Genomic DNA, 20,710 nt, shown 5'->3' on the forward strand with positions numbered 1-20,710 from the left:
GACAAATATCTTTTTCCGGATTCGTAACATCGGCCGGCAATCGTGCGAACTGTGGTGGGCAGAGTGATTCGCCGCCGAGTACCGAGGGGTTCTGCCCGTGGAAAACAGCACCATGTCCCGCGCCGGTACCGCCCTGGCGGGCGGCGGCGGGTCCCCGTCGCCGCCCGGAAGCCGGTCCGAGCCGATGGCCGAGCCGGTGCTGGACGAACTGGCGGCCGCGGTGTGCCGGCTGCGCGCGGTCGCGGACCACGACGAAGAACAGCTCGCCGGCCGGTTTCGCGGCAGCTTGGCGCAGCAGGAAATCGGTCTGCTCGAGGATCCGGATTCCTTTCTGCTTCTCGCGCGGTGCTGCTTGATCCGGTTGAGCCCGCGCTTGCGGTCCACGCCGACCGCGGACCTGCCCGGTGAGCTCCGGCGAGCGCTGGCCGGTGCCGGCGACGAGACGCCGGCGGTGCTCGCCGCGGCCGACCGGCTCGGTGTCTTCGTCGCCGCGGTCACCGACGACCTCCGGTCCGGTGCCTACGAGGGCGACCCGCAGTCGGTCGTGCTCTCCGCGCTGGCGTTCAACGCGCCGGAGTCACTGTGGCCGCTGATCGAGCGCCGGTCCGGCAATCCCGCCAGGAAGGTGGACGGCACCGATCCCAACGCCGTCGTCACGGCGATCGCCCAGGCACAGGACGAGCTCGCCGCGGAAGCCGCCCGGGCCGCGAACGCCTACGCCGGGCTGCGTGACGGTGCGGAGACGTTGCGGGCCGAACTGCCGGAGGGTGAGCTCGGCCGCAGCGCGAGCCTCCTGGCCTCGCTCGACATCGACGCGGACGGGATGCGCGAGCTCATCGCCGTCCGCGCGGAGTACGCGCGCAGTCCACTGTGGAAGAAGTTCATCATCGGCAATCCGGCGGCCTTGATCGCGGAGGAAGCCGCGGATCTGCTGGCGCACTGGCAGAAGCACGTCATCGCGGCGCGTGAGGCCGCGAAGCGGGCGAAGAAAGCACGTGCCGAGGAAGTCGGCTCGCTGCGGCCCCTCGCGCGCACGTTCACCGAGCCGGTGTCCCCGTATTCCGCCTTCTGGCCCGAGTCCGTGCGGCAGCTCGACGGCTACCGGCGGACCGAACCACCGGTGGCCGCCGAGCTGGGGAACCTGCGTGCCCCGCACCACCTCTGGACGTTCGACCCGCTGCCCGGTGAGCGCTGGGCCCGGCTGCCGTACCTGGACTACGTCTACCAAAGCATCGCCTTCCTGACCGACCAGCGGAACCTGCCCTACGAGAACGCCTGCCGCGCCGTCACGGGGATCGTGCTCGACCAGATGTCCCGCGCTCTGCCCGGCCGGCTGACGCTGACCTGGATCGACCCCCGGGGCCGGGGGCAGAGCGCGGGCCCGCTGCTGTCGCTGCTCGAACTCGGCAAGCAGCTGATCGGGGACGCCGTCTGGGCCGAGCCCGACGACATCGCCTCGGCGCTGCGGCGGGTGAGCGACCGGATGGCGCAGCTCGAGCAGCGGGCGCTCAAGGACACCTTCCCGAACCTCGACGCCTACAACGCCGCCGCCGGTCAGCTCGCCGAACCGAACCACGTCGTGGTGGTGACCGGCTACCCGCAGGGCTTCTCCGAAGACTCGGCCCAGCGGCTGCGGCAGATCATCGAGGGCGGCGCCCGCCTCGGCATTTCGGTGCTCGTGGTCGCGGACGAGGCGCTCTCCCACGCCTACTGGCTCGACGACGGGCCGGGGCACTACCCGGTCATGCGGGTCCGCGGCACCGCACCGGCGTCGGCACCGTGGTGGAACACCCAGTTGCTGCGACCGCACACGTTCGTGCTGGGAGCCGAGGAGCGCATGCACGCGTCGCTGGCGCTCGGCCAGGAGCTGCGGTGGGTGCCGTGCGATCCGCTGGTGTTCACGCCGGAAGCGGCCAACGCGATCGTCGCCGGGTACGCGGCGGCGACCGAATCGGCGGCGGAGGTCAAGATCGACGCGGCCACCCTGGTCGAGCCGGGCACCGGTGCCGACACCACGAAGAGCGTCGACATCCCCCTCGGCCTGCAGGGCCGCCGTGAAGTCCTGAACCTGCGGCTCGGGCACAAGCTGTCCCAGAACGTGCTGGTGGGCGGTCTCCCGGGGTCGGGCAAGTCGACGTTGTTCCACACGCTGATCGTCAACGCCGTCCGTCGGTACGACCCCGGCGAGCTGGAGCTGTACTTGCTCGACTTCAAGCAGGGGGTCGAGTTCCAGCCCTACGCCGACGGCGCGCTTCCGCACGCCCGGGTGGTCGCGGTCCAGAGTGAGCGCGATTTCGGCCTCTCGGTGCTGCGCGACCTGCGCGCCGAAATCGACCGGCGGGCCGAGCTGCTCCGGGGTCCGCAGGGCGCCGGCGCCGACGGGCTCACCGAATACCGCGAGCGGACCGGCAAGGAGCTGCCGCGCATCGTCGTCGTGGTCGACGAGTTCCAGGTGCTCTTCGCCGAGGACGACCGGGTCGCGCACGAGTGTGCGCAGCTGCTGGACCACGTCGTGCGGCAGGGTCGCGCGTTCGGCGTGCACACGGTCCTGGGCACCCAGACCCTGCGGGGGCACGGCGCGATGGGCCTGCTGCGCGGGACGCTCGACCAGGTCGCCGTCCGGATCGTGCTCAAGACCAGCGAGACGGACTCGCGCCTGTTCCTCAGCGACGAGAACGCCGCCGGGGCGAGGCTGACGCGGCCGGGCCAGGCCATCTTCAACGACGGCGGCGGCCGCCCGGAGAGCAACGTCGAGTTCCAGGTCGCCCACACCGAGGACGCCGCACGCGACGCCGTCATCGCCGAAGCCCGCGAGTCCGCCGACCGGGCCGGGTTCACCCGGGCACCGCGGGTGTTCGACGGCACCAAGCCGGTCGAGGTCGGCCAGGACGACCGTGTCACCGCACTCGTCGAAGGGACGGCGCGGGTCGACGGCAAGCGGCTCTGGCTGCACCTCGGCCTCCCGGTGGCGATCAAGGGGTCCGGCGGAGTCGGGCTGCGCCGCGCGGGCGGGGCGAACCTGCTGATCGTGCACCGGGAACCGGGGCAGGCGGTCGGCGCGCTGGCCGTGGCGCTGGCCACCGCCCGCTTGTCCACTGTGGAGCCGCTGCGGATCGTCGGGCTGGAAAGCCTGGGGCAGGACGACGAGGAGCACGAGAAGCTCCGGCACGTCCTCGAGATCGGTGACAACGCCACGTGCGTGGGTCACGGCAAGATCGGCGCGGCCCTCGCCGAACTCGCGGCGGAGGTACGGCGGCGGCTGGAGGAGGAACGCAGCGGCGAGCGGACCATCGTCGTCCTGAACGCGCTCCAGCGGGCCCGCGTCCTCGGCGACGAGAACAGCTACGGCGAAGAGGGCTCACCTCGCGCCGACCTGCTGACGATTCTCGCCGAAGGACCCGACTACGGCATCCACGCCGTGGTGCTGACGGAGTCGGTGGAAGCGGTCGACCGGCGGCTCGGGCACGGCGGCCTCGGCCAGTTCGGGGCGCGGGTCGTCGGGCAGTGCTCGGTGGATGCGTCGCAGCGCGTCATCGGTACCGGCGCGGCCGGGAAGCTCGGCGAGCACTACGTGATCCTGCACGAACCGGACGACGACCGGACGGAGACGCTGCGGCTGTTCCCGCGGCCGGACGACTCGTGGCGTGCGGCGGCCGCCGACGCGGCGGCCCGGCGGACGGTGGCCCGATGAGCTACCAGGGGTTCGATCCGGACGAAGTCGACCGCGCGGCGCACTCGCTGGGCCAGTCGCGGGACCAGATCCAGCAGCAGGCCAGGCAGGTCCGGTCCTGCCTGCGGAACATCAACCGGTTCCAGGGGAGTGCGGCCGACAAGTCGCGGGCGGCGGCCGACCAGGTGGCGAAGCGGCTGGACCAGGACGTTCGCGAACTGGACCAGCTGATCCAGGCGCTGAAGTCGCTGGCGGCCCAGGCCCGCCTGCTGAACCGGTGAGCCGGTTCGCCGGCGATCCCGACCAGCTGCCGCCGGTCGGCGCCGCGTTGCTGCGCTACGGCGAGCAGCTGGCCCGGCACCGGCTCGCCGTGGAGCGGGGGTGCGCGGACGTCTCACGCGCCGCCGACGCGGTGGTGGTGCGGCTCGAAGGGAGGCTGCGGGCGGCCGAGGCCCGGCTCGCCGCGGTCGATCCCGAAGACGACGGCGCATTGGCGGTGGCCCGGCGCGAGGTCGAGCTCGCGACGACGAATCGCGACACCGGCCTGGAGCAGCGCTGGCGGATCGAGCGGACGGTCGCAGATCTGCGGGCCCGGACCGGACCTCGGCTGCTCGGCGCGATCCGGACCACCGAGCAGGGGCGGGTGCGGATCCTGGCCCTGTGGCGGCAGGTGGATCGTGCGGTGGCCGCGTTCGAGGCGGCGGTGTCGCGCTGTCTCGGCCGGACCACGTCCCCGGTGGGCGGGGTGCCCGCACCGGCCGCCTCTTCCGGGGCCGCGATGCCCGGCACCACCGGAGCGGCCGCGGGCGCGCCCTTGCCGTCGATCGGGCCGGGCCGGCACCGCCTCGTCCCCGTCGAGTTCATCGACGACTCCGACTCGGGCGTGCGGAGCGCGGCCGACTTCCGGAAGGTGGAAATGCGGGTGGTCCGGGAAGGGCTCCGGAAACTGCAAACCGAGATCATCCCCGCCGTGCGCTCCGGAGCCGGGCTCGCGGAGATGCGCGAGCTCGATGCGCGCGCCGGGCTCACCGGTGCGCCCGCCTCGTACGAGAGAACCTACGAAGCCTTCTTCGGTGACACCGCGGTGAAGCTGAGCCGGGGCGCCGACGGGCGGTACACGGTGCGCAACGGCTATCACCGCATCTGGCTGGCCAAGCAGGCGGGCTTCGACACGTTGCCCGCCGACGTGGGGGAGGACCGGTGAACGTCCTGGCCGGGCTGATGACCGCGGTGCAGCGGGACCACCAGGTGTTCCGGGCGGCGACCCGCTCGCTCATGGCGACCTGGCGCGACCCGCACGCCGAGCGCTTCGAGCGCGAAGTCCTGGCCGCGCTGGACCAGGACAGCGCCTCGACGCTGGATGCACTGCGTGAAGCGGAGAGCGAACTGGCCCGGGCCGAGCAGGCGCTGCGCGGGGCCGGGGAGTCCCTGCTGCGCTGACGGCGGGCGGCCGGTCAGCGCAGGGTCGAGGCGCGGACCACCAGCTCCGGGGTGAACACGACCTTCCGGTGTTCGTGGCCGGTTTCGGTCGCTTCCGCCAGCAGCAGCTCGACGGCCGTGCGGCCCAGGCGCCGCCGTGGCTGGCGGACCGAGGTCAGCGGGACCGCGGCCGCCGCGGCGAACTCGATGTCGTCGTAGCCGACGATCGCCAGGTCGTCCGGGACGCTCATGCGCAGGTTCGCGCACGTCTGCAGCAGGCCGAGGGCGACCAGGTCGTTGGCGCAGAACGCGGCGGTCGGGCGGACCGACGCCGGCAGCCCCGCCAGCCGCTCGCCCGCGCCGCGGCCGTCGGCCACCGTCAGCGCCGTCGTCGTCAGGTCGACGAGGTGGTCCGGGCCGAGCCCGGCGGCCGCCAGGGCCCGCAGGGCGCCGAGCCGCCGGTCGCGGACCTGGCCGACGGTCGTGTGGTTGCCGATGAAAGCGATCCGCTCGTGGCCCTGTTCGACCAGGTGCCGCACGGCGATCTCGCCGCCGTAGACGTCGTCGACCGCGACCGAACAGTGCGTGGTGCCTTCGGGTGTTCGGTCGACGACCACCACCGGCGTGCCGCGGCGGGCGATCTCGCCCAGCAGCGGGGCGTCCGGGTCGACCGGCGTGATGAGGACGCCCTGGACGCGCTGCTGTTCGAGGCGCCCGAGGTAGGCGGCCTCGCGCGAGGGCTGGTGCGCGCTGTTGCAGAGGAAGAGGGAAAGACCGCCCTCGCCGGCGGCGTCCGCGGCGTCCTCCATACCGGCCGCGACGTCGGTGAAGAACGGGTTGCTGCCGTCGAGCATGACGTAGGCCAGCACCCGGCTGCGCCCGGCCCGCAGCTGCCGCGCGGATTCGTTGCGCACGAAGCGGAGTTCGGCCATCGCGGCTTCGACCTTGGCCCGGGTCGCCGGACTGACCCGATCGGGCCGGTTGAGCACGTTGGACACCGTGCCGAGGGAGACGCCGGCGACCGCCGCGACCTCCTTGATGCCCGGCGTGCGCGGCTCGGCACCCGGCTCCCTGACCACCATCCATCCCCCCTCTTCGTCCCGGCCGTTGAAACGTAACATCACCGCGAAGTACCCGGTGGAGAAGCCGTTTGGCCACGGCTGAGCCGATGCATTGACTTCTCGTTCCGCCGCATAGTAGCTTCACCGCACCAGATTTGTGAAACCTTTCAATCCGGAGGTCGCGATGACGCGGCAGGACCCGGGCCCGGCCCCTCTGCTGGAGGTGCGCGGCGTGACGAAGTCGTTCGGCGCGGTCGCGGCCGTCGCCGGCGTGAGCTTCGGTTTGCACGCCGGGGAGGCCCACGCGCTGGTCGGGGAGAACGGCGCCGGCAAATCCACGATCGTCAAGATGCTGGCGGGGGTGCACAAACCCGACGATGGCACGCTGCTGCTCGACGGCGAGGCGAGGGAGTTCGGCTCGCCCGCCGACGCGAAGGCGGCCGGCATCGCGGTCATCTACCAGGAGCCCACGCTGTTCCCGGACCTCAGCGTCGCGGAGAACATCGTGATGGGGCGCCACCCGCGCAAGAGCCTCGGCCGGATCGACCGGGCGGCCATCCGCGCCGAGGCCGAACGGCTCTTCGCCCGCCTCGGCGTCCGGATCGACCCCGCCCGGCCCGCCAGGGGGTTGTCGATCGCCGACCAGCAGATCGTCGAAATCGCCAAGGCGCTGAGCGCCGACGCCCGGGTGCTGGTGATGGACGAGCCGACCGCCGCACTGACCCAGATCGAGGTCGAGCGGCTGTTCACCGTCGCGCGGGCGCTGCGCCAGGAAGGCGCGGCGATCATGTTCATCTCCCACCGCTTCGAGGAGATCACCCAGCTCTGCCAGCGCGTGACGATCATGCGCGACGGGCGGCACGTCTCCACCGACGCGCTCGAGGACGTCACCGTCGACGAGATGGTGAAGCGCATGGTCGGCCGCGACCTGGACGCGCTGTTCCCCAAGCAGGACGTCGAACCCGGCGCGGTCGTGCTGGAGGTCGCGGGCCTCGCCCGGGAAGGCGTGTTCCGCGACATCTCGTTCTCCGTGCGCGCCGGGGAGATCGTCGCGTTCGCCGGGCTGGTCGGCTCCGGCCGCTCGGAGGTCGTCCAGGCCGTCTTCGGCGTCGACGAGCGGGACGCGGGAGTGGTGAAGGTGAGCGGCAAGAAGCTCAAGCCGCACTCGTCGCGGGCCGCGATGGCCGCCGGGATGGCCCTCGTTCCCGAGGACCGGCGCCAGCAGGGCCTGATCATGGACCTCTCGATCGAGCGGAACGTGACGTTGCCGCGTTCGCGCGCGCTCGCGAAGTTCGGCTTCCTGACCGGCGCGAACGAGCGCCGGGAAGCCCGGCGCTGGACGGAACGGCTGCGCACCAAGTACCGCCGCCTCGGCGACCCCGTCGGCACGCTCTCGGGCGGCAACCAGCAGAAGGTCGTGCTGGCCAAGTGGCTGGCGATGGCGCCGAAGGTGCTGATCGTCGACGAGCCGACGCGCGGCATCGACGTCGGCACGAAGGCCGAGGTCCACCGGCTGATGTCCTCGCTGGCCGCCGAAGGCGTCGCGATCGTGATGGTGTCCTCGGAACTGCCGGAGGTGCTCGGCATGGCCGACCGCGTGCTGGTGATGCGGGAGGGCCGGATCGTGGCCGAGCTCCCGCGCGCCGAGGCGACCGAGGACTCGGTGATGTTCGCCGCGATGGGCCAGGGGGCCGCCGCATGACCGTGACCGAGGAGGCCCGCGTGACGAAGGAACCGGCCGTCCACTCGCGACGGTCGTGGACCGCGAACGTGCTGAAGGCCCGTGAATCCGGCATCGTGCTCGCCCTGATCGTCCTGGTCGCGTTCACCGCGACGCAGAACTCACGGTTCCTGTCCGGGCAGAGCATCCGCGACATCCTGCTGGGCACGGCGATCCTGGCCGTGCTCGCCGTCGGGCAGGCGATCGTGATGATCACCCGCAACATCGACCTCTCGGTCGGTTCGGTGCTCGGCCTGTCCGCGTTCGCCGTGGGCACGCTGATGAAGGACCACCCGGGCCTGCCCGTGCTCGCCGCCATCCTGGTGGGGCTCGTCGTCGGCGCGGTCTGCGGGCTGCTCAACGGCGCCCTGGTGCGCTTCGGCCAGGTGCCCGCGCTGGTCGTCACCCTCGGCACGCTCTACGCCTACCGCGGCGTCAGCTACTTCTGGGCCGGCGGCCAGCAGATCAACGCCGACAAGCTGCCGGCGTCCTTCCTGGACTTCGGCACCGCGTCGGTGCTCGGCGTGCCGTGGCTGGTCCTCATCGCGGTGCTGGTCCTGGTCGCCGCCGGGATCGTGCTGCGCAGCTACCGCGCCGGGCGCGAGCTGTACGCGATGGGGTCGAGTCCGCAGGCCGCGCAGCTGGCCGGTATCCGGGTCGGCCGCAACACCATCGCGGCGTTCCTGGTCAGCGGCGCCCTCGCGGGCCTGGCCGGTGTCCTGTTCGCCGCCCGGTTCGGCACGGTGGACGCGGCCGCCGGGACCGGCTACGAGCTCAACGTCGTCGCCGCGGCCGTCGTCGGCGGGGTGGCGGTGTTCGGCGGCAGCGGCTCGGTCTGGGGCGCGGGCCTCGGCGCGCTGCTGCTGACCGTCATCGGCAGCGCCCTGGCGGTGCTCGACATCAACCAGTTCTGGCAGCAGGCGATCGTCGGCGCGCTGATCCTGCTCGCCATCGGCGCCGACCGGCTCGTCGCGGTGCGCGTCGCCAAGGCACTGAAGAAGAGGGATTCCCATGTCTGACCAGGGAAACCGGCTCGGCCGGCTGCTCAGCTGGGACGCCGCCGTCGTGCTCGTGACGGTCGTGGTCCTGATCGTCGCCTCCGGGGCGGTCGAGAACTTCGGCACCAGCCGCAACTTCACCTTCCTGCTGCTCGACCTGCTCCCGATCGCGCTGGTCGCGCTGCCGATGACGTTCATCATCGTCACCGGCGAGATCGACCTGTCGGTGGCGAGCACCCTCGGCCTGACGTCGGCGGTGATGGGCTCGCTGTGGAACGCCGGCCTGACGATCGAGGCGATCATCCCGCTCTGCATCGTGCTCGGCGCGGTCCTCGGCGCGCTGAACGGCTTCTTCGTCACCGTGCTGAAGCTCCCGTCCCTCGCCGTCACGATCGGCACGCTCGCCCTCTATCGCGGCCTGGCCTTCGTGGTGCTGGGCGACAGCGCGGTCGCCGACTTCCCGCGCGCCTACACGAGCTGGGTCACCGGGACCATCGGCGACGGCCCGATCCCGAACGTCCTGATCCCGCTGCTCGTCGCCGCGCTGATCTTCGGCGTCGTGCTGCACGCGACGCCGATCGGCCGCGGGGTGTTCGCCGCGGGCGCGGGGGAGCAGGCGGCCCGGTTCGCCGGCATCCGCACCGGGCGGCTCAAGTTCTGGCTGTACGTCGTGAGCGGCGCGGTCGCGGGCCTGGCCGGGGTGCTGTGGACCCTGCGGTACTCCAGCGCCCGCGCCGACAACGGGTTCGGTCTCGAACTGGCCGTCGTGGCCGCCGTCCTGCTCGGCGGCGTGTCCATCTTCGGCGGAAAGGGCACGCTGCCCGGCGTGCTTGCCGGAGTGGTCCTGCTGGCTTCGCTGCAGAACGCGCTGCGCCTGCAGGACGTCTCGAACGAGGCGCTCAACATCGTGACCGGCGTGCTCCTGATCGTGTCGGTCCTGCTCCCCAACATCGTGACTTCGGCCCGCACGGCAGTGCGTCGCCGTAGGCAAGCGGTAACTCCGGAAAGGTGACGAAGATGTCCCGACGGTTCCTCACCGGCGCAGTGTCGGCCGGGCTGGTGCTGGTCCTGGCCGCGTGCAGCGGTACGACCAAGAACGACAACGCCGGCTCCGGCGGGCAGCAGTCCACCGCCGCGGCGAACCCGAACGCCGCGGCCAAGGAGGGCGTCAAGATGGCGTTCCTGCCCAAGCAGCTCAACAACCCCTACAGCGACATCGAGGTCAGCGGCGGCAAGGCGGCCCTCGGTGAGCTGAAGGGCGAGTACAAGCTGGTCGGGCCGAACGACGCCAGCGCGTCGTCGCAGGTCAGCTACATCAACACGCTGATCCAGCAGCAGCAGGACGTCATCGGCATCGCCGCGAACGACCCGAACGCCGTGTGCCCGTCGCTCAACCAGGCGCGCGGCGCCGGCATCAAGGTCGTCGCGTTCGACTCCGACGCCGCCAAGGACTGCCGCGACGTCTTCATCAACCAGGCCACCACCCAGGGCATCGGCGAGGCGCTGGCCAAGCAGGCGAAGGACCTCTCCGGCGGCTCGGGCGAGATCGCGGTGCTGTCCGCGACGCCGAACGCCACCAACCAGAACGCCTGGATCGAGGTTCTGAAGAAGGAACTGGCCAAGCCGGAGTACGCGAACCTGAAGCTGGACAAGATCGCCTACGGCAACGACGACGACCAGAAGTCGTTCCAGGAGGCCCAGGGCCTGCTGCAGTCGTTCCCGAACCTCAAGGTGATCGTCTCGCCGACCACCGTGGGCATCGCGGCCGCCGCGCGGTACGTCAGCTCGTCGAGCTACAAGGGCAAGGTCGCGGTCACCGGCCTCGGCACGCCGAACCAGATGCGCGCCTTCGTCAAGGACGGCACGGTGAAGCAGTTCGCGCTGTGGAACCCGGCCGACATCGGCTACCTCGCCGCGTACGCGGGTGTCGCGCTCAAGTCGGGTCAGATCACCGGCAAGCAGGGCGAGAAGTTCAAGGCGGGCAAGCTCGGCGACTACACGATCGGCGAAAACGGCGAGATCGTCCTCGGCCCGCCGACGACGTTCGACGCGAACAACATCGACAAGTTCAACTTCTGAGATTCCCGGCCGGGTCGCGACGGGCGGCCCGGCCGGGTCCCACCAAGGACGGACTGTGCCCCGATACTGCTTCTGCCTGCAGGTCAAGCCCGGCCGGCTGGCCGAGTACGCCGAGCGCCACCGCGCCGTCTGGCCGGAGATGCGGCAGGCCCTGCACGACACCGGCTGGCGCAACTACTCGCTCTTCCTGCGCGAGGACGGCCTCCTGATCGGTTACGTCGAGGCGGACGACCTCGCCGCCGCGCAGGCGGCGATGGCCGAGACCGAGGTCAACGCGCGCTGGCAGGCGGAGATGGCGGAGTTCTTCACCGGCCTCGACGGCGGTCCGCCGGACGAGGGCTTCCAGCTCCTCGACGAGGTCTTCCACCTCGAACCCCCAACCGTCGCGGAAGGACAGTGATCGCCGTGGGCGACTTGACGGCCGTGAAGCAGGCCTTGCGGGCCCAGCGCATCGAGACGCCGTCGTGGGCGTACGCGAACTCGGGCACCCGGTTCAAGGTGTTCCCGCAGCCCGGTGTCCCGCGGACGCCGGAGGAGAAGATCGCCGACGCCGCGGTGGTGCACCGGCTCACCGGGGTCGCGCCGAGCGTGGCGCTGCACATCCCGTGGGACAAGGTCGGCGACTACGCCGCCCTGACCGCGTACGCGCGGGACCTCGGTGTCGAGATCGGCGCGATCAACACCAACGTCTTCCAGGACGAGGACTACAAGCTCGGCTCGGTGACCAACCCCGACCCGGGCATCCGCCGCAAGGCGACCGACCACCTCCTGGAAGCCATCGACATCATGGACGCGACGGGCTCGCGCGACCTGAAGCTGTGGTTCTCCGACGGCATCAACTACCCCGGCCAGGACGACATCCGGGACCGGCAGGACCGGCTCGCGGCGGCGCTTCGCGAGACGTACGAGCGGCTCGGGGACCACCAGCGGATGCTGCTGGAGTACAAGCTGTTCGAGCCGGCGTTCTACGCCACCGACGTCCCGGACTGGGGCACGTCCTACGCCCACTGCATCGAGCTGGGGGAGCGGGCGACGGTGTGCATCGACACCGGTCACCACGCGCCCGGGACGAACATCGAGTTCATCGTCGCGTTCCTGCTGCGCGCGGGGAAGCTCGGTGCGTTCGACTTCAACTCGCGGTTCTACGCCGACGACGACCTGATGGTCGGGGCGGCGGACCCGTTCCAGCTGTTCCGGATCATGTACGAGATCGTGCGGGCGGACGCGTTGGACCCGGCCTACGGGATCGCGTTCATGCTCGACCAGTGCCACAACATCGAGGCGAAGATCCCGGCGATCATCCGGTCGGTGATGAACGTCCAGGAGGCCACGGCCAAGGCGCTGCTGGTGGACCGCACCGCACTGCGCGCCGCGCAGCAGTCGGGTGACGTGCTCGCCGCGAACGCCGTGCTGATGGACGCCTACAACACCGACGTCCGGCCGCTGCTGGCCGACCTGCGCACCGAAGCCGGGCTCGACCCGGACCCGATCGCGGCCTACCACCGCAGCGGGTACCAGGAGAAGATCGTGGCCGAGCGCGCCGGCGGCACGCAGGCCGGATGGGGAGCATGAGGATGACCGTGCCGGAGCAGCTCATCGCGCGCAGCAACGCGCTCGGGGCCGACCCGCGCAACACCAACTACGCCGGCGGCAACACCTCCGCCAAGGGCGCGGTGACCGACCCGGTCACCGGCTCGCCCACCGACGTCCTGTGGGTCAAGGGCTCCGGCGGCGACCTCGGCACGCTGACCGAGGCCGGGCTGGCGGTGCTGCGGCTCGACCGGCTGCGCGCCCTGGTGGACGTCTACCCGGGCGTCGAGCGCGAGGACGAGATGGTCGCCGCGTTCGACTACTGCCTGCACGGCCGGGGCGGCGCGGCGCCGTCGATCGACACGGCGATGCACGGTCTCGTCGAGGCCGCGCACGTCGACCACCTGCACCCCGACTCGGGCATCGCGCTGGCCACCGCGGCCGACGGCCCGGCGCTGACCAAGGAGTGCTTCGGCGACCGGGTCGCCTGGGTGGACTGGCGGCGGCCGGGGTTCCAGCTCGGTCTGGACATCGCTGCGGTCAAGGCGGCTAACCCGCAGGCCATCGGCGTGATCCTCGGCGGCCACGGCATCACGGCGTGGGGCGCCACCTCGGAAGAGTGCCAGCGGAACTCCCTGGAGATCATCCGGACGGCAGAGGAATTCCTCGCCTCGCGGGGTGCTCCGGAGCCGTTCGGGCCGGTCGTCCCCGGGTTCGAGGCGCTGCCCGACGCCGAGCGGCACGCCCGCGCGGCCGCATTGGCGCCGGTGATCCGCGGGCTCGCCTCGACCGACCAGCGGCAGGTCGGCCACTACACCGACAGCGACGTCGTGCTCGAGTTCCTCGCCCGCGAGAAGCTCCAGCCGCTCGCCGCGCTGGGCACGTCGTGCCCGGACCACTTCCTGCGCACCAAGGTCCGCCCCTTGGTCGTGGACCTTCCGGCGACCGCGCCGCTGGACGACGTCGTCGCGCGGTTGAAGGAACTGCACGCGGAGTACCGCGACGCCTACCGCGGCTATTACGAACGGCACGCCGAGGCCGGCTCGCCCGCCATGCGTGGCGCCGACCCGGCGATCGTGCTGGTGCCCGGCGTCGGGATGTTCTCCTTCGGCAAGGACAAGCAGACCGCGCGGGTGGCGGGGGAGTTCTACGTCAACGCGATCAACGTCATGCGCGGCGCCGAGGCCGTCTCGACCTACGCCCCGATCCCGGAGAGCGAAAAGTTCCGGATCGAGTACTGGGCGCTGGAAGAGGCGAAGCTGCGGCGGCTGCCGAAGCCCAAGCCGCTCGCCGGGCGGATCGCCCTGGTCACCGGGGCCGGCTCGGGGATCGGCAAGGCCATCGCGCAGCGGCTCGCGGCCGAGGGTGCCTGCGTGGCCATCGCCGACCTGAACGGGGACGCGGCCGCGCAGGTCGCCGCGGAAATCGGCGGGACGGCGGTCACCGCCGACGTCACCGACGCGGCGGCGGTCCAGGCCGCGGTGGACGCCACCGTGCTGGCGTTCGGGGGCATCGACCTGGTGGTCAACAACGCCGGGCTGTCCATCTCGAAGCCGCTGCTGGAGACCACCGAACGCGACTGGGACCTGCAGCACGACGTGATGGCGAAGGGCTCGTTCCTGGTCGCGCAGGCCGCGGCGAAGGCCATGGTCGCGCAGGGCATCGGCGGGGACATCGTCTACATCTCGTCCAAGAACTCGGTGTTCGCGGGCCCGAACAACGTCGCTTACGGCGCCGCGAAGGCCGACCAGGCGCACCAGGTGCGGCTGCTGGCGGCCGAGCTCGGCGCCCACGGCATCCGGGTCAACGGCGTCAACCCCGACGGCGTCGTCCAGGGCTCGGGCATCTTCGCCGGGGGCTGGGGTGCCCAGCGCGCCGCCGTCTACGGCGTGCCGGAGGAGAAGCTGGGTGAGTTCTACGCCCAGCGGACGATCCTCAAGCGCGAGGTGCTGCCCGAGCACGTCGCGGCCGCGGTGTTCGCCCTCACCGGCGGCGACCTCACCCACACCACCGGCCTGCACGTGCCGGTGGACGCCGGGGTGGCCGCCGCGTTCCTGCGCTGACTCCCGGAGGAGACCGATGACCCTGGATCGCATCACGCCGCGCAAGACCCGCGTCGGGCTCGTCTCCGGCGGGCTCGGCGCGTACTGGCCGCAGTTCCCCGCGCTGCTGCCCCAGCTGGAGGCGTCCGCGCGGCGAGTCTCTTCGCGACTGTCCGAACTGGACTGCGAGGTGATCGACGCCGGGTTCGTCTCGGACGCGGCCGAAGGCGCGGCCGCGGCGGAGCGGCTGCGGGTGGCCGGCTGCGACCTGATCGTCGGCTTCCTCACGACGTACCTGACCTCCAGCATGCTGGCCCCGGTCGCGCAGCGGTCGGGGGCGCCGGTGCTGCTGCTGAACCTGCAGCCCACCGAGGCGATGGACCACGAATCCTTCGACACCGGCGCGTGGCTGGCCTACTGCGGCGCCTGCCCGCTGCCCGAGATGGCCAACACGTTCCGGCGCCTGGGCGTCGAATTCCGCTCGGTGTCCGGGTACCTGGAGGATCCGCGGGCGTGGACGCGGATCGAGCGGTGGATCAAGGCGGCCGGGGTCCGGGCGGCCCTGCGGCACGGCCGCCACGGCCTGCTCGGGCACCTCTACCCGGGCATGATGGACGTCTCGACGGACCCGACGCTGGTGTCGGCCCAGCTCGGCGGGCACGTGGAGATCCTGGAGGTCGACGACCTGCGGGTGCGCGTGGAAAAGGTCACCGACGACGAGACCGCCGCCCGGGTCGCGCTGGCCCGTGACGTGTTCACCGTGGACGAGTCCGTTGTGGACGAAGACTTCGCCTGGGGCGCCCGGGTTTCGGTGGCCCTCGACCGGCTCGTCGACGACTTCTCGCTGGACTCCCTGGCCTACTACCACCGCGGCCTCGACGGGGAGACGCACGAACGCGTCGGCGCCGGGTTCATCCTCGGCGCGTCCCTGCTCACCGCGCGCGGCATCCCGGCCGTCGGCGAGTACGAGCTGCGGACGTCCCTGGCCATGCTGGTCATGGACCGCCTCGGCGCCGGCGGCTCGTTCACCGAGCTGCAGGCGCTGAACTTCCGCGACGGCGTGGTCGAGATGGGTCACGACGGCCCGGCGCACCTCGGGATCAGCGCCCGCAAGCCGCTGCTGCGCGGCCTGGGCGTCTACCACGGCAAGCGCGGCTGGGGCGTGTCGGTGGAGTTCGACGTCAAGCACGGGCCGGTGACGCTGTGCGGGCTCGGCCAGCGCCGCGACGGGACGTTCACGCTGATCGCGTCCGAAGGCACCGTGGTGCCCGGCCCGCTGCTGCGGATCGGCAACACGACCTCCCGCGTCGACTTCGGGTGTGACCCGGGGGAGTGGACCGATGCGTGGTCGGCCAGCGGCATCGCGCACCACTGGGCGCTCGGCACCGGCCACCGCGTCGCCGAGCTGACGGCCGTCGCGGACCTGCTCGGCCTGGAGCTGACGGTGGTACGCCCGTGAAGCGAGTCGCGGCCGTCGACCTCGGCGCGTCCAGCGGGCGCGTGATGGCCGGGACGGCCGGCCCGTCGCTGCTGACGGTCGAGGAGGTGCGGCGCTTCCCGAACGGCGGCGTCCGCGCGGGGCCGGCGCTGTACTGGGACATCCTGGGCCTGTACCGCGAGACCCTGGCCGGGATCCGCGAAGCCGGGCGCCTGGACGGCGTCGGCATCGACTCCTGGGCGGTCGACTACGGGCTGCTGGACGAGCGCGGCGCGCTGCTCGGCAACCCCGTCCACTACCGCGACTCGCGCACCGACGGCGTGCCTTCCCGGGTGGCCGGATCGGTTTCCCCTCGCGAGCTCTACGACATCACCGGTGTCCAGCAGCTGCCGTTCAACACCCTCTACCAGCTGGTGTCGGAAGGCGACCGGCTCGGGGCCGCGTCGACGATGCTGCTGATCCCGGACCTGCTCGGCTACTGGCTCACGGGCTCGATCGGCGCCGAGCGGACGAACGCGTCGACGACCCAGCTGTATGACGTCCGCGCGCGGACCTGGGCCACTTCGCTGGCTTCGCGCGTCGGCATCCCCCCGCGGTTGCTGCCGCCGCTGCGCGACCCGGGGACGGTGGTGGGCACGGCGGACGAGCTCTCCGGCCTGCCGGTGGTGGCGGTCGGCTCGCACGACACGGCGTCGGCGGTGGTCGCGGTCCCGGCGGCCCCGGGGACGAACTTCGCCTACATCTCGTCGGGCACGTGGTCGCTGGCCGGGCTGGAACTGCCGGCTCCGGAGCTGAGCGACGCGGCCCTGGAAGCGAACTTCACGAACGAGGGCGGCGTCGACGGCACGATCCGGTTCCTGCGCAACGTGATGGGCCTGTGGGTGCTGTCGGAGACGCTGCGCACGTGGTCGTGCCTCGAGGATCTGCCGGCGCTGCTGGCCGCCGCGGCTTCGGCACCCGCGCTGGCCGCGGTGGTGGACATCGACGACCCGGCCTTCCTGCCCCCGGGCGACATGCCCGCCCGCATCGAAGCAGCCTGCCGGGCGACGGGCCAGCAGCCGCCCGCCACCCGGGCGGCGGTGGTCCGCTGCATCGTGGACAGCCTGGCGCTGGCCCACCGCCGGGCCATCGAGGCCGCGATCCGCGCTTCCGGCCGTCAGGTCGACGTGATCCACCTGGTGGGCGGCGGAGCCCGCAACGAGCTGTTGTGCCAGTCGACGGCGGACGCGTGCGGCGTACCGGTCCTGGCCGGCCCGGTCGAGGCGGCGGCGCTGGGGAACGTGCTGGTCCAGGCCCGGGCCTTGGGGGAGGATCTGCCGGATCTGGCGGCGATGCGCGCTTTGGTGCGCGAGACGCAGGAGATCCGCCGCTACGAGCCCTCGGGCCGCGCGGACTGGGCGGCGGCGGAAGGCCGGCTGCACGGCTGAGTCCGGTGCGTGCCCTGCTTTCTACAGCCAGCCGCGCTCGTCCGCCATCCGCACGGCTTCCACCCGGTTCCGCGCCCCGGTCTTGGCGATCGCCGCCGACACGTAATTGCGCACGGTCCCTTCGGACAGATACAACCGCGAAGCGATCTCCGCGATTGTCGCCCCGCTTCGCGCCGTGATGAGGACGTCGCGCTCGCGAGCCGTCAGGGGTGACTCGCCCGCCGCCAGCGTGGCCACCGCCAGGGCCGGGTCCACCACCCGCTCGCCGCCGCGGACCCGGCGGATCGCGTCGGCGAGCACGTCGGCCGGGGCGTCCTTCACCACGAACCCGGCCGCGCCCGCCTCGATCGCGCGCCTGAGGTACCCGGCGCGTCCGAACGTCGTCAGCATCACGATCCGGCAGTCCGGCACCTGCGCGGCCAGCACCGCCGCGGCCGCCAGCCCGTCCAGGCCGGGCATTTCGATGTCGAGCAGGGCGACGTCGGGCCGGTGTTCGCGCGCCGCCGCGACGACCTCGTCGCCGCGGCCCACCGAGGCGACCACCTCGAAGTCGTCCTCGAGGGCGAGCAGCGCGCACAGCGCCTCCCGGACCAGCGCCTGGTCGTCGGCCAGCAGCAACCGGATCGTCATACCGTCACCCGCAGCCGCCACCCGTGCGGGGGCACCGGACCCGCCGAGAAGTCCCCTCCGGCCGCGAGGACGCGTTCGCGCAGCCCGTCGAGCCCGGAACCCGCGCCCGGGGGCCCGCCCACGCCGTCGTCGACGACCTCCACCGTGGACGCCGAGAGCGTCACCGAACACCGCGTCGCCCGCGCGTGCCGGGCCACGTTGGTCAGGCCCTCCCGGACCACCCAGCCGAAGAGCTCCTGGTGCGCCGGGCCGACGGCGTCGGTGGCCGTCGGCAGGTCCGCGGCGACCCCGCACGCGCGCAGCAGCTCACGGCCGCGGGCCAGCTCGCCGGCCAACGTGACCTCCCGGTAGCCCGACACCGCGGCGCGCACGTCGGTCAGCGCCTGCCGGGCCAGCGTCTCGACGGCCGCCATCTCCTCACCCGCGCGGGCGGCCTCCGTCGTGACCAGCCGACGGGCCAGGGTGCTCTTCACCGTGATCGCGGTCAGCGAGTGGCCGAGCAGGTCGTGCAGGTCCCGCGCGATCCGGGTGCGTTCGGCCTCGGAGGCCAGCCGCGCCACCTCGGCGCGGGCCTCGACGAGCGCGGTGTTGGCCCGGATCGCCTCGGCGAACACCGTCACCACCAGCACGGTGAACACGAGCGCGACCGCCTGCGTCCACCCCGGCCCGTCCGGCCACGGCCCGGCGACGGCCGCGAGCGCGGAGACGGCCACCAGCGCGATCCCGGCGCGCCGCGGGAGCCTCGGCACGGCGAGGGAAAGAACGACGGCGGCGAGGAAGAAGGCGTCGGCGTGGGCGAACGGGATCGCGGCGGCGAACAGGACGGCGCACCCGCCGACCAGCAGCCAGAACGGCCGCACGGCCCGGCGTGCCGCCGCGGCCGCGGCGAGGAGGTACCCGATGGCGAACGCGACCACGACCAGGCACCCGGCCAACGCGTCCGAGGAATGCTGCAGCACGCCCGCCACGGTCACGGCCGGGTAGACGAGCATGCCGGCGTCGAGCAGCCGCAGCCGCCAGCCGCGCACCCAGCGCTGCACGTCCCTCGTCCCGTCCACCACCGGCACGCTACCGCGCCCGCGGTCGCCGGCCGTTGATCAGCACGGTCACCCCGAGCAGCAGGAGCCCGCACGCGGCCTGCTCGATCCGCAGCCACAGCGGGAACAACCCGGGCCACGCGACGATGACGGCGATCGCCACCAGCATCACCGCCGAGACGATCCGCAGCCGCAGGAGTCCCTTGCGCGAGCCCCGGGCGGCGCTGCGGGCGAACGCGAACGTCAGCAGCGAACTGGCGACGACGAGGGTGGCACGCACCCAGACCGCGTCGGTCACCATCGCGGGGTGGTCCCGGAACAGGACGATCACGCCGAAGGTGAGGATGGAGAGCGCGGCGTACGCGCCGGTCAGCAGCAGTACCGGCCGGAAGCCGGCGGTTTCGGTTCTGGTCATGCCGGAAATGCTCGTCGCGCGGATCCCCGGCAGGCAGTGCCGTCCCGCACCGGCCACCCGTGACATTTGTCAGCAGGACAGGGAGAGCGCTCTCACAGCGTGCTAGAAAGGACTGGTGACGACGCAGCCGCCCACCCTGGAGGACGTCGCGCGGGTCGCCGGCGTCTCCCGCGCCACGGTGTCCCGCGTGGTGAACAGCGTGCGCAACGTCGACCCGAAACTGCGCGAGACGGTCGAACGCGCCATCGCCGACACCGGGTACGTCCCGAACCGCGCGGCCCGCTCGCTGGTCACCCGGCGCACCGGCGGGATCGCGCTGGTGGTGTCCGAACCGGAGCGGCACGTCGAGGCCTTCACCGGCGGTGTGTTCGGCGACCCGTTCTTCGGCCGGGTCGTCGAAGGCGTGCTCGCGCACCTGCGCCCGCAGGGGCTGCACCCGCTGCTGATGCTCGTCGACAATGACGAAGAGCGCGAGAAGCTGGTGCCGAAGCTGCGTCAGGAGCAGGTGAGCGGCGTGCTGCTGATCTCGCTGCACCCGGCGGAAGACCCGCTCCCGCGCACCCTGACCGGCGCGGGCGTGCCCACGGCGTTGTTCGCGCGCCCGGGCCGCCCCGCGCCGGTCTGCTACGTCGACGTCGCCCACCAGGACGGCGCCCGGCTCGCGGCCGGCCGGCTCGTCTCGCGCGGCTGCCGCCGGGTCGCCACGATCGCCGGCCCGGCGGGCACCCCGGCGGGGCAGGACAGGCTGGCCGGGTTCCGCGACGCGATGGCCCGCCACGGTCACGCGTTCGTGGCGGTCGCCGAGGGCGACTTCACCGAACAGGGCGGCGAACGGGCGATGGAGCGCCTGCTCGCCGAGGACCCCGAGCTGGACGGGCTCTTCGTGGCCAACGACCTGATGGCGTACGGCGCGCTGACGGTGTTGCGCGAGGCCGGCAAGCGGGTCCCGGACGACGTGGCGGTGGTCGGCTTCGACGACAGCCGGGTCGCGCTCAGCTGCCGGCCCCGGCTCACGACGGTCCGCCAGCCGGTCGAGGAGATGGGCGCGACGATGGCCCGGATGGTGCTCGACCGCATGGCCGACCCGTCCCTGCGCGCGGAGTCGGTGATCTTCGACCCGGAACTGGTGGTCCGGGACTCGGCCTGACCGCTAGAGCCTGTTTCGATGTGCTGACCAGCGGAGCTTCTGGCCGACATGGTCGGTGCGGCGTGTCCTGGATCAAATAGACGAGGTCTCCGGTAGA

The 20,710-nt window shown here is 72.3% G+C and carries 18 protein-coding genes; 14 read left to right on the forward strand and 4 right to left on the reverse strand.

What is annotated here, in order from left to right:
* Positions 1–97: 97 nt before the first annotated feature.
* Genes AB0M30_RS32465 through AB0M30_RS32480 form a run of 4 tightly spaced genes read left to right on the forward strand, consistent with a single transcriptional unit; the run spans position 98 to position 5,110 of the window.
* Complete coding sequence (locus AB0M30_RS32465; RefSeq protein WP_364591605.1) at positions 98–3,691, forward strand: FtsK/SpoIIIE domain-containing protein; 3,594 nt, start codon at positions 98–100, stop codon at positions 3,689–3,691.
* The gene (locus AB0M30_RS32470) at positions 3,688–3,951 is read left to right on the forward strand and encodes a WXG100 family type VII secretion target (protein WP_146073639.1); all 264 of its coding nucleotides are present in this window, start codon (positions 3,688–3,690) and stop codon (positions 3,949–3,951) included. Before AB0M30_RS32465 ends, AB0M30_RS32470 begins: the two co-directional genes overlap by 4 nt.
* Positions 3,948–4,874, forward strand: coding sequence for a hypothetical protein (locus AB0M30_RS32475; protein ID WP_364591607.1), 927 nt, complete (start codon positions 3,948–3,950; stop codon positions 4,872–4,874). The genes AB0M30_RS32470 and AB0M30_RS32475 overlap by 4 nt, the downstream gene beginning before the upstream one ends.
* On the forward strand, positions 4,871–5,110 hold the full coding sequence (locus AB0M30_RS32480; RefSeq protein WP_364591609.1) for a hypothetical protein: 240 nt from the start codon (positions 4,871–4,873) through the stop codon (positions 5,108–5,110). The genes AB0M30_RS32475 and AB0M30_RS32480 overlap by 4 nt, the downstream gene beginning before the upstream one ends.
* A 14-nt stretch (positions 5,111–5,124) precedes the next feature.
* Here AB0M30_RS32480 and AB0M30_RS32485 read toward each other — a convergent pair whose 3' ends face one another.
* Complete coding sequence (locus AB0M30_RS32485) at positions 5,125–6,171, reverse strand: LacI family DNA-binding transcriptional regulator (RefSeq protein ID WP_364591612.1); 1,047 nt, start codon at positions 6,169–6,171, stop codon at positions 5,125–5,127.
* A gap of 163 nt (positions 6,172–6,334) precedes the next feature.
* Between AB0M30_RS32485 and AB0M30_RS32490 the strand changes: the two genes are divergently transcribed.
* Genes AB0M30_RS32490 through AB0M30_RS32530 form a run of 9 tightly spaced genes read left to right on the forward strand, consistent with a single transcriptional unit; the run spans position 6,335 to position 17,384 of the window.
* The gene (locus tag AB0M30_RS32490; protein WP_364591615.1) at positions 6,335–7,852 is read left to right on the forward strand and encodes a sugar ABC transporter ATP-binding protein; all 1,518 of its coding nucleotides are present in this window, start codon (positions 6,335–6,337) and stop codon (positions 7,850–7,852) included.
* Positions 7,849–8,889 (forward strand): ABC transporter permease, encoded by a 1,041-nt coding sequence (locus AB0M30_RS32495; protein WP_364591617.1) that lies wholly within the window; start codon positions 7,849–7,851, stop codon positions 8,887–8,889. The genes AB0M30_RS32490 and AB0M30_RS32495 overlap by 4 nt, the downstream gene beginning before the upstream one ends.
* Positions 8,882–9,880 (forward strand): ABC transporter permease, encoded by a 999-nt coding sequence (locus AB0M30_RS32500; protein ID WP_364591620.1) that lies wholly within the window; start codon positions 8,882–8,884, stop codon positions 9,878–9,880. The genes AB0M30_RS32495 and AB0M30_RS32500 overlap by 8 nt, the downstream gene beginning before the upstream one ends.
* A gap of 5 nt (positions 9,881–9,885) precedes the next feature.
* Complete coding sequence (gene rhaS, locus AB0M30_RS32505) at positions 9,886–10,947, forward strand: rhamnose ABC transporter substrate-binding protein (RefSeq protein ID WP_364591623.1); 1,062 nt, start codon at positions 9,886–9,888, stop codon at positions 10,945–10,947.
* Positions 10,948–11,002: 55 nt separating this feature from the next.
* A complete protein-coding gene (locus tag AB0M30_RS32510) occupies positions 11,003–11,347 on the forward strand; it encodes an L-rhamnose mutarotase (protein ID WP_364591626.1) in 345 nt (114 codons plus the stop codon).
* The gene (rhaI, locus tag AB0M30_RS32515) at positions 11,344–12,519 is read left to right on the forward strand and encodes an L-rhamnose isomerase (protein ID WP_364591629.1); all 1,176 of its coding nucleotides are present in this window, start codon (positions 11,344–11,346) and stop codon (positions 12,517–12,519) included. The genes AB0M30_RS32510 and rhaI overlap by 4 nt, the downstream gene beginning before the upstream one ends.
* 2 nt (positions 12,520–12,521) lie before the next feature.
* Positions 12,522–14,540, forward strand: coding sequence for a bifunctional aldolase/short-chain dehydrogenase (locus AB0M30_RS32520; protein WP_364591632.1), 2,019 nt, complete (start codon positions 12,522–12,524; stop codon positions 14,538–14,540).
* 16 nt (positions 14,541–14,556) lie between these two features.
* A complete protein-coding gene (locus AB0M30_RS32525) occupies positions 14,557–15,978 on the forward strand; it encodes an L-fucose/L-arabinose isomerase family protein (RefSeq protein WP_364591635.1) in 1,422 nt (473 codons plus the stop codon).
* Between the two features lie 44 nt (positions 15,979–16,022).
* Entirely contained in the window at positions 16,023–17,384 is a 1,362-nt protein-coding gene (locus tag AB0M30_RS32530; RefSeq protein ID WP_364591662.1) for a rhamnulokinase family protein, read from the forward strand.
* Positions 17,385–17,405: 21 nt separating this feature from the next.
* Here AB0M30_RS32530 and AB0M30_RS32535 read toward each other — a convergent pair whose 3' ends face one another.
* From AB0M30_RS32535 to AB0M30_RS32545, 3 genes are read right to left on the reverse strand one after another with little or no spacing between them, the layout of a single operon-like run.
* A complete protein-coding gene (locus AB0M30_RS32535) occupies positions 17,406–18,014 on the reverse strand; it encodes a response regulator transcription factor (protein ID WP_364591638.1) in 609 nt (202 codons plus the stop codon).
* A complete protein-coding gene (locus AB0M30_RS32540; RefSeq protein ID WP_364591641.1) occupies positions 18,011–19,072 on the reverse strand; it encodes a sensor histidine kinase in 1,062 nt (353 codons plus the stop codon). The genes AB0M30_RS32535 and AB0M30_RS32540 overlap by 4 nt, the downstream gene beginning before the upstream one ends.
* A 10-nt stretch (positions 19,073–19,082) precedes the next feature.
* The gene (locus AB0M30_RS32545) at positions 19,083–19,466 is read right to left on the reverse strand and encodes a hypothetical protein (protein ID WP_364591644.1); all 384 of its coding nucleotides are present in this window, start codon (positions 19,464–19,466) and stop codon (positions 19,083–19,085) included.
* A 115-nt stretch (positions 19,467–19,581) separates the two neighbouring features.
* Here AB0M30_RS32545 and AB0M30_RS32550 point away from each other — a divergent pair, with 115 nt between their 5' ends.
* Entirely contained in the window at positions 19,582–20,613 is a 1,032-nt protein-coding gene (locus AB0M30_RS32550) for a LacI family DNA-binding transcriptional regulator (RefSeq protein ID WP_364591647.1), read from the forward strand.
* Positions 20,614–20,710: the final 97 nt, after the last annotated feature.

Origin of the sequence: Amycolatopsis sp. NPDC051716, from assembly GCF_040681595.1 — a bacterium.
Taxonomy (GTDB): Bacteria; Actinomycetota; Actinomycetes; order Mycobacteriales; family Pseudonocardiaceae; genus Amycolatopsis.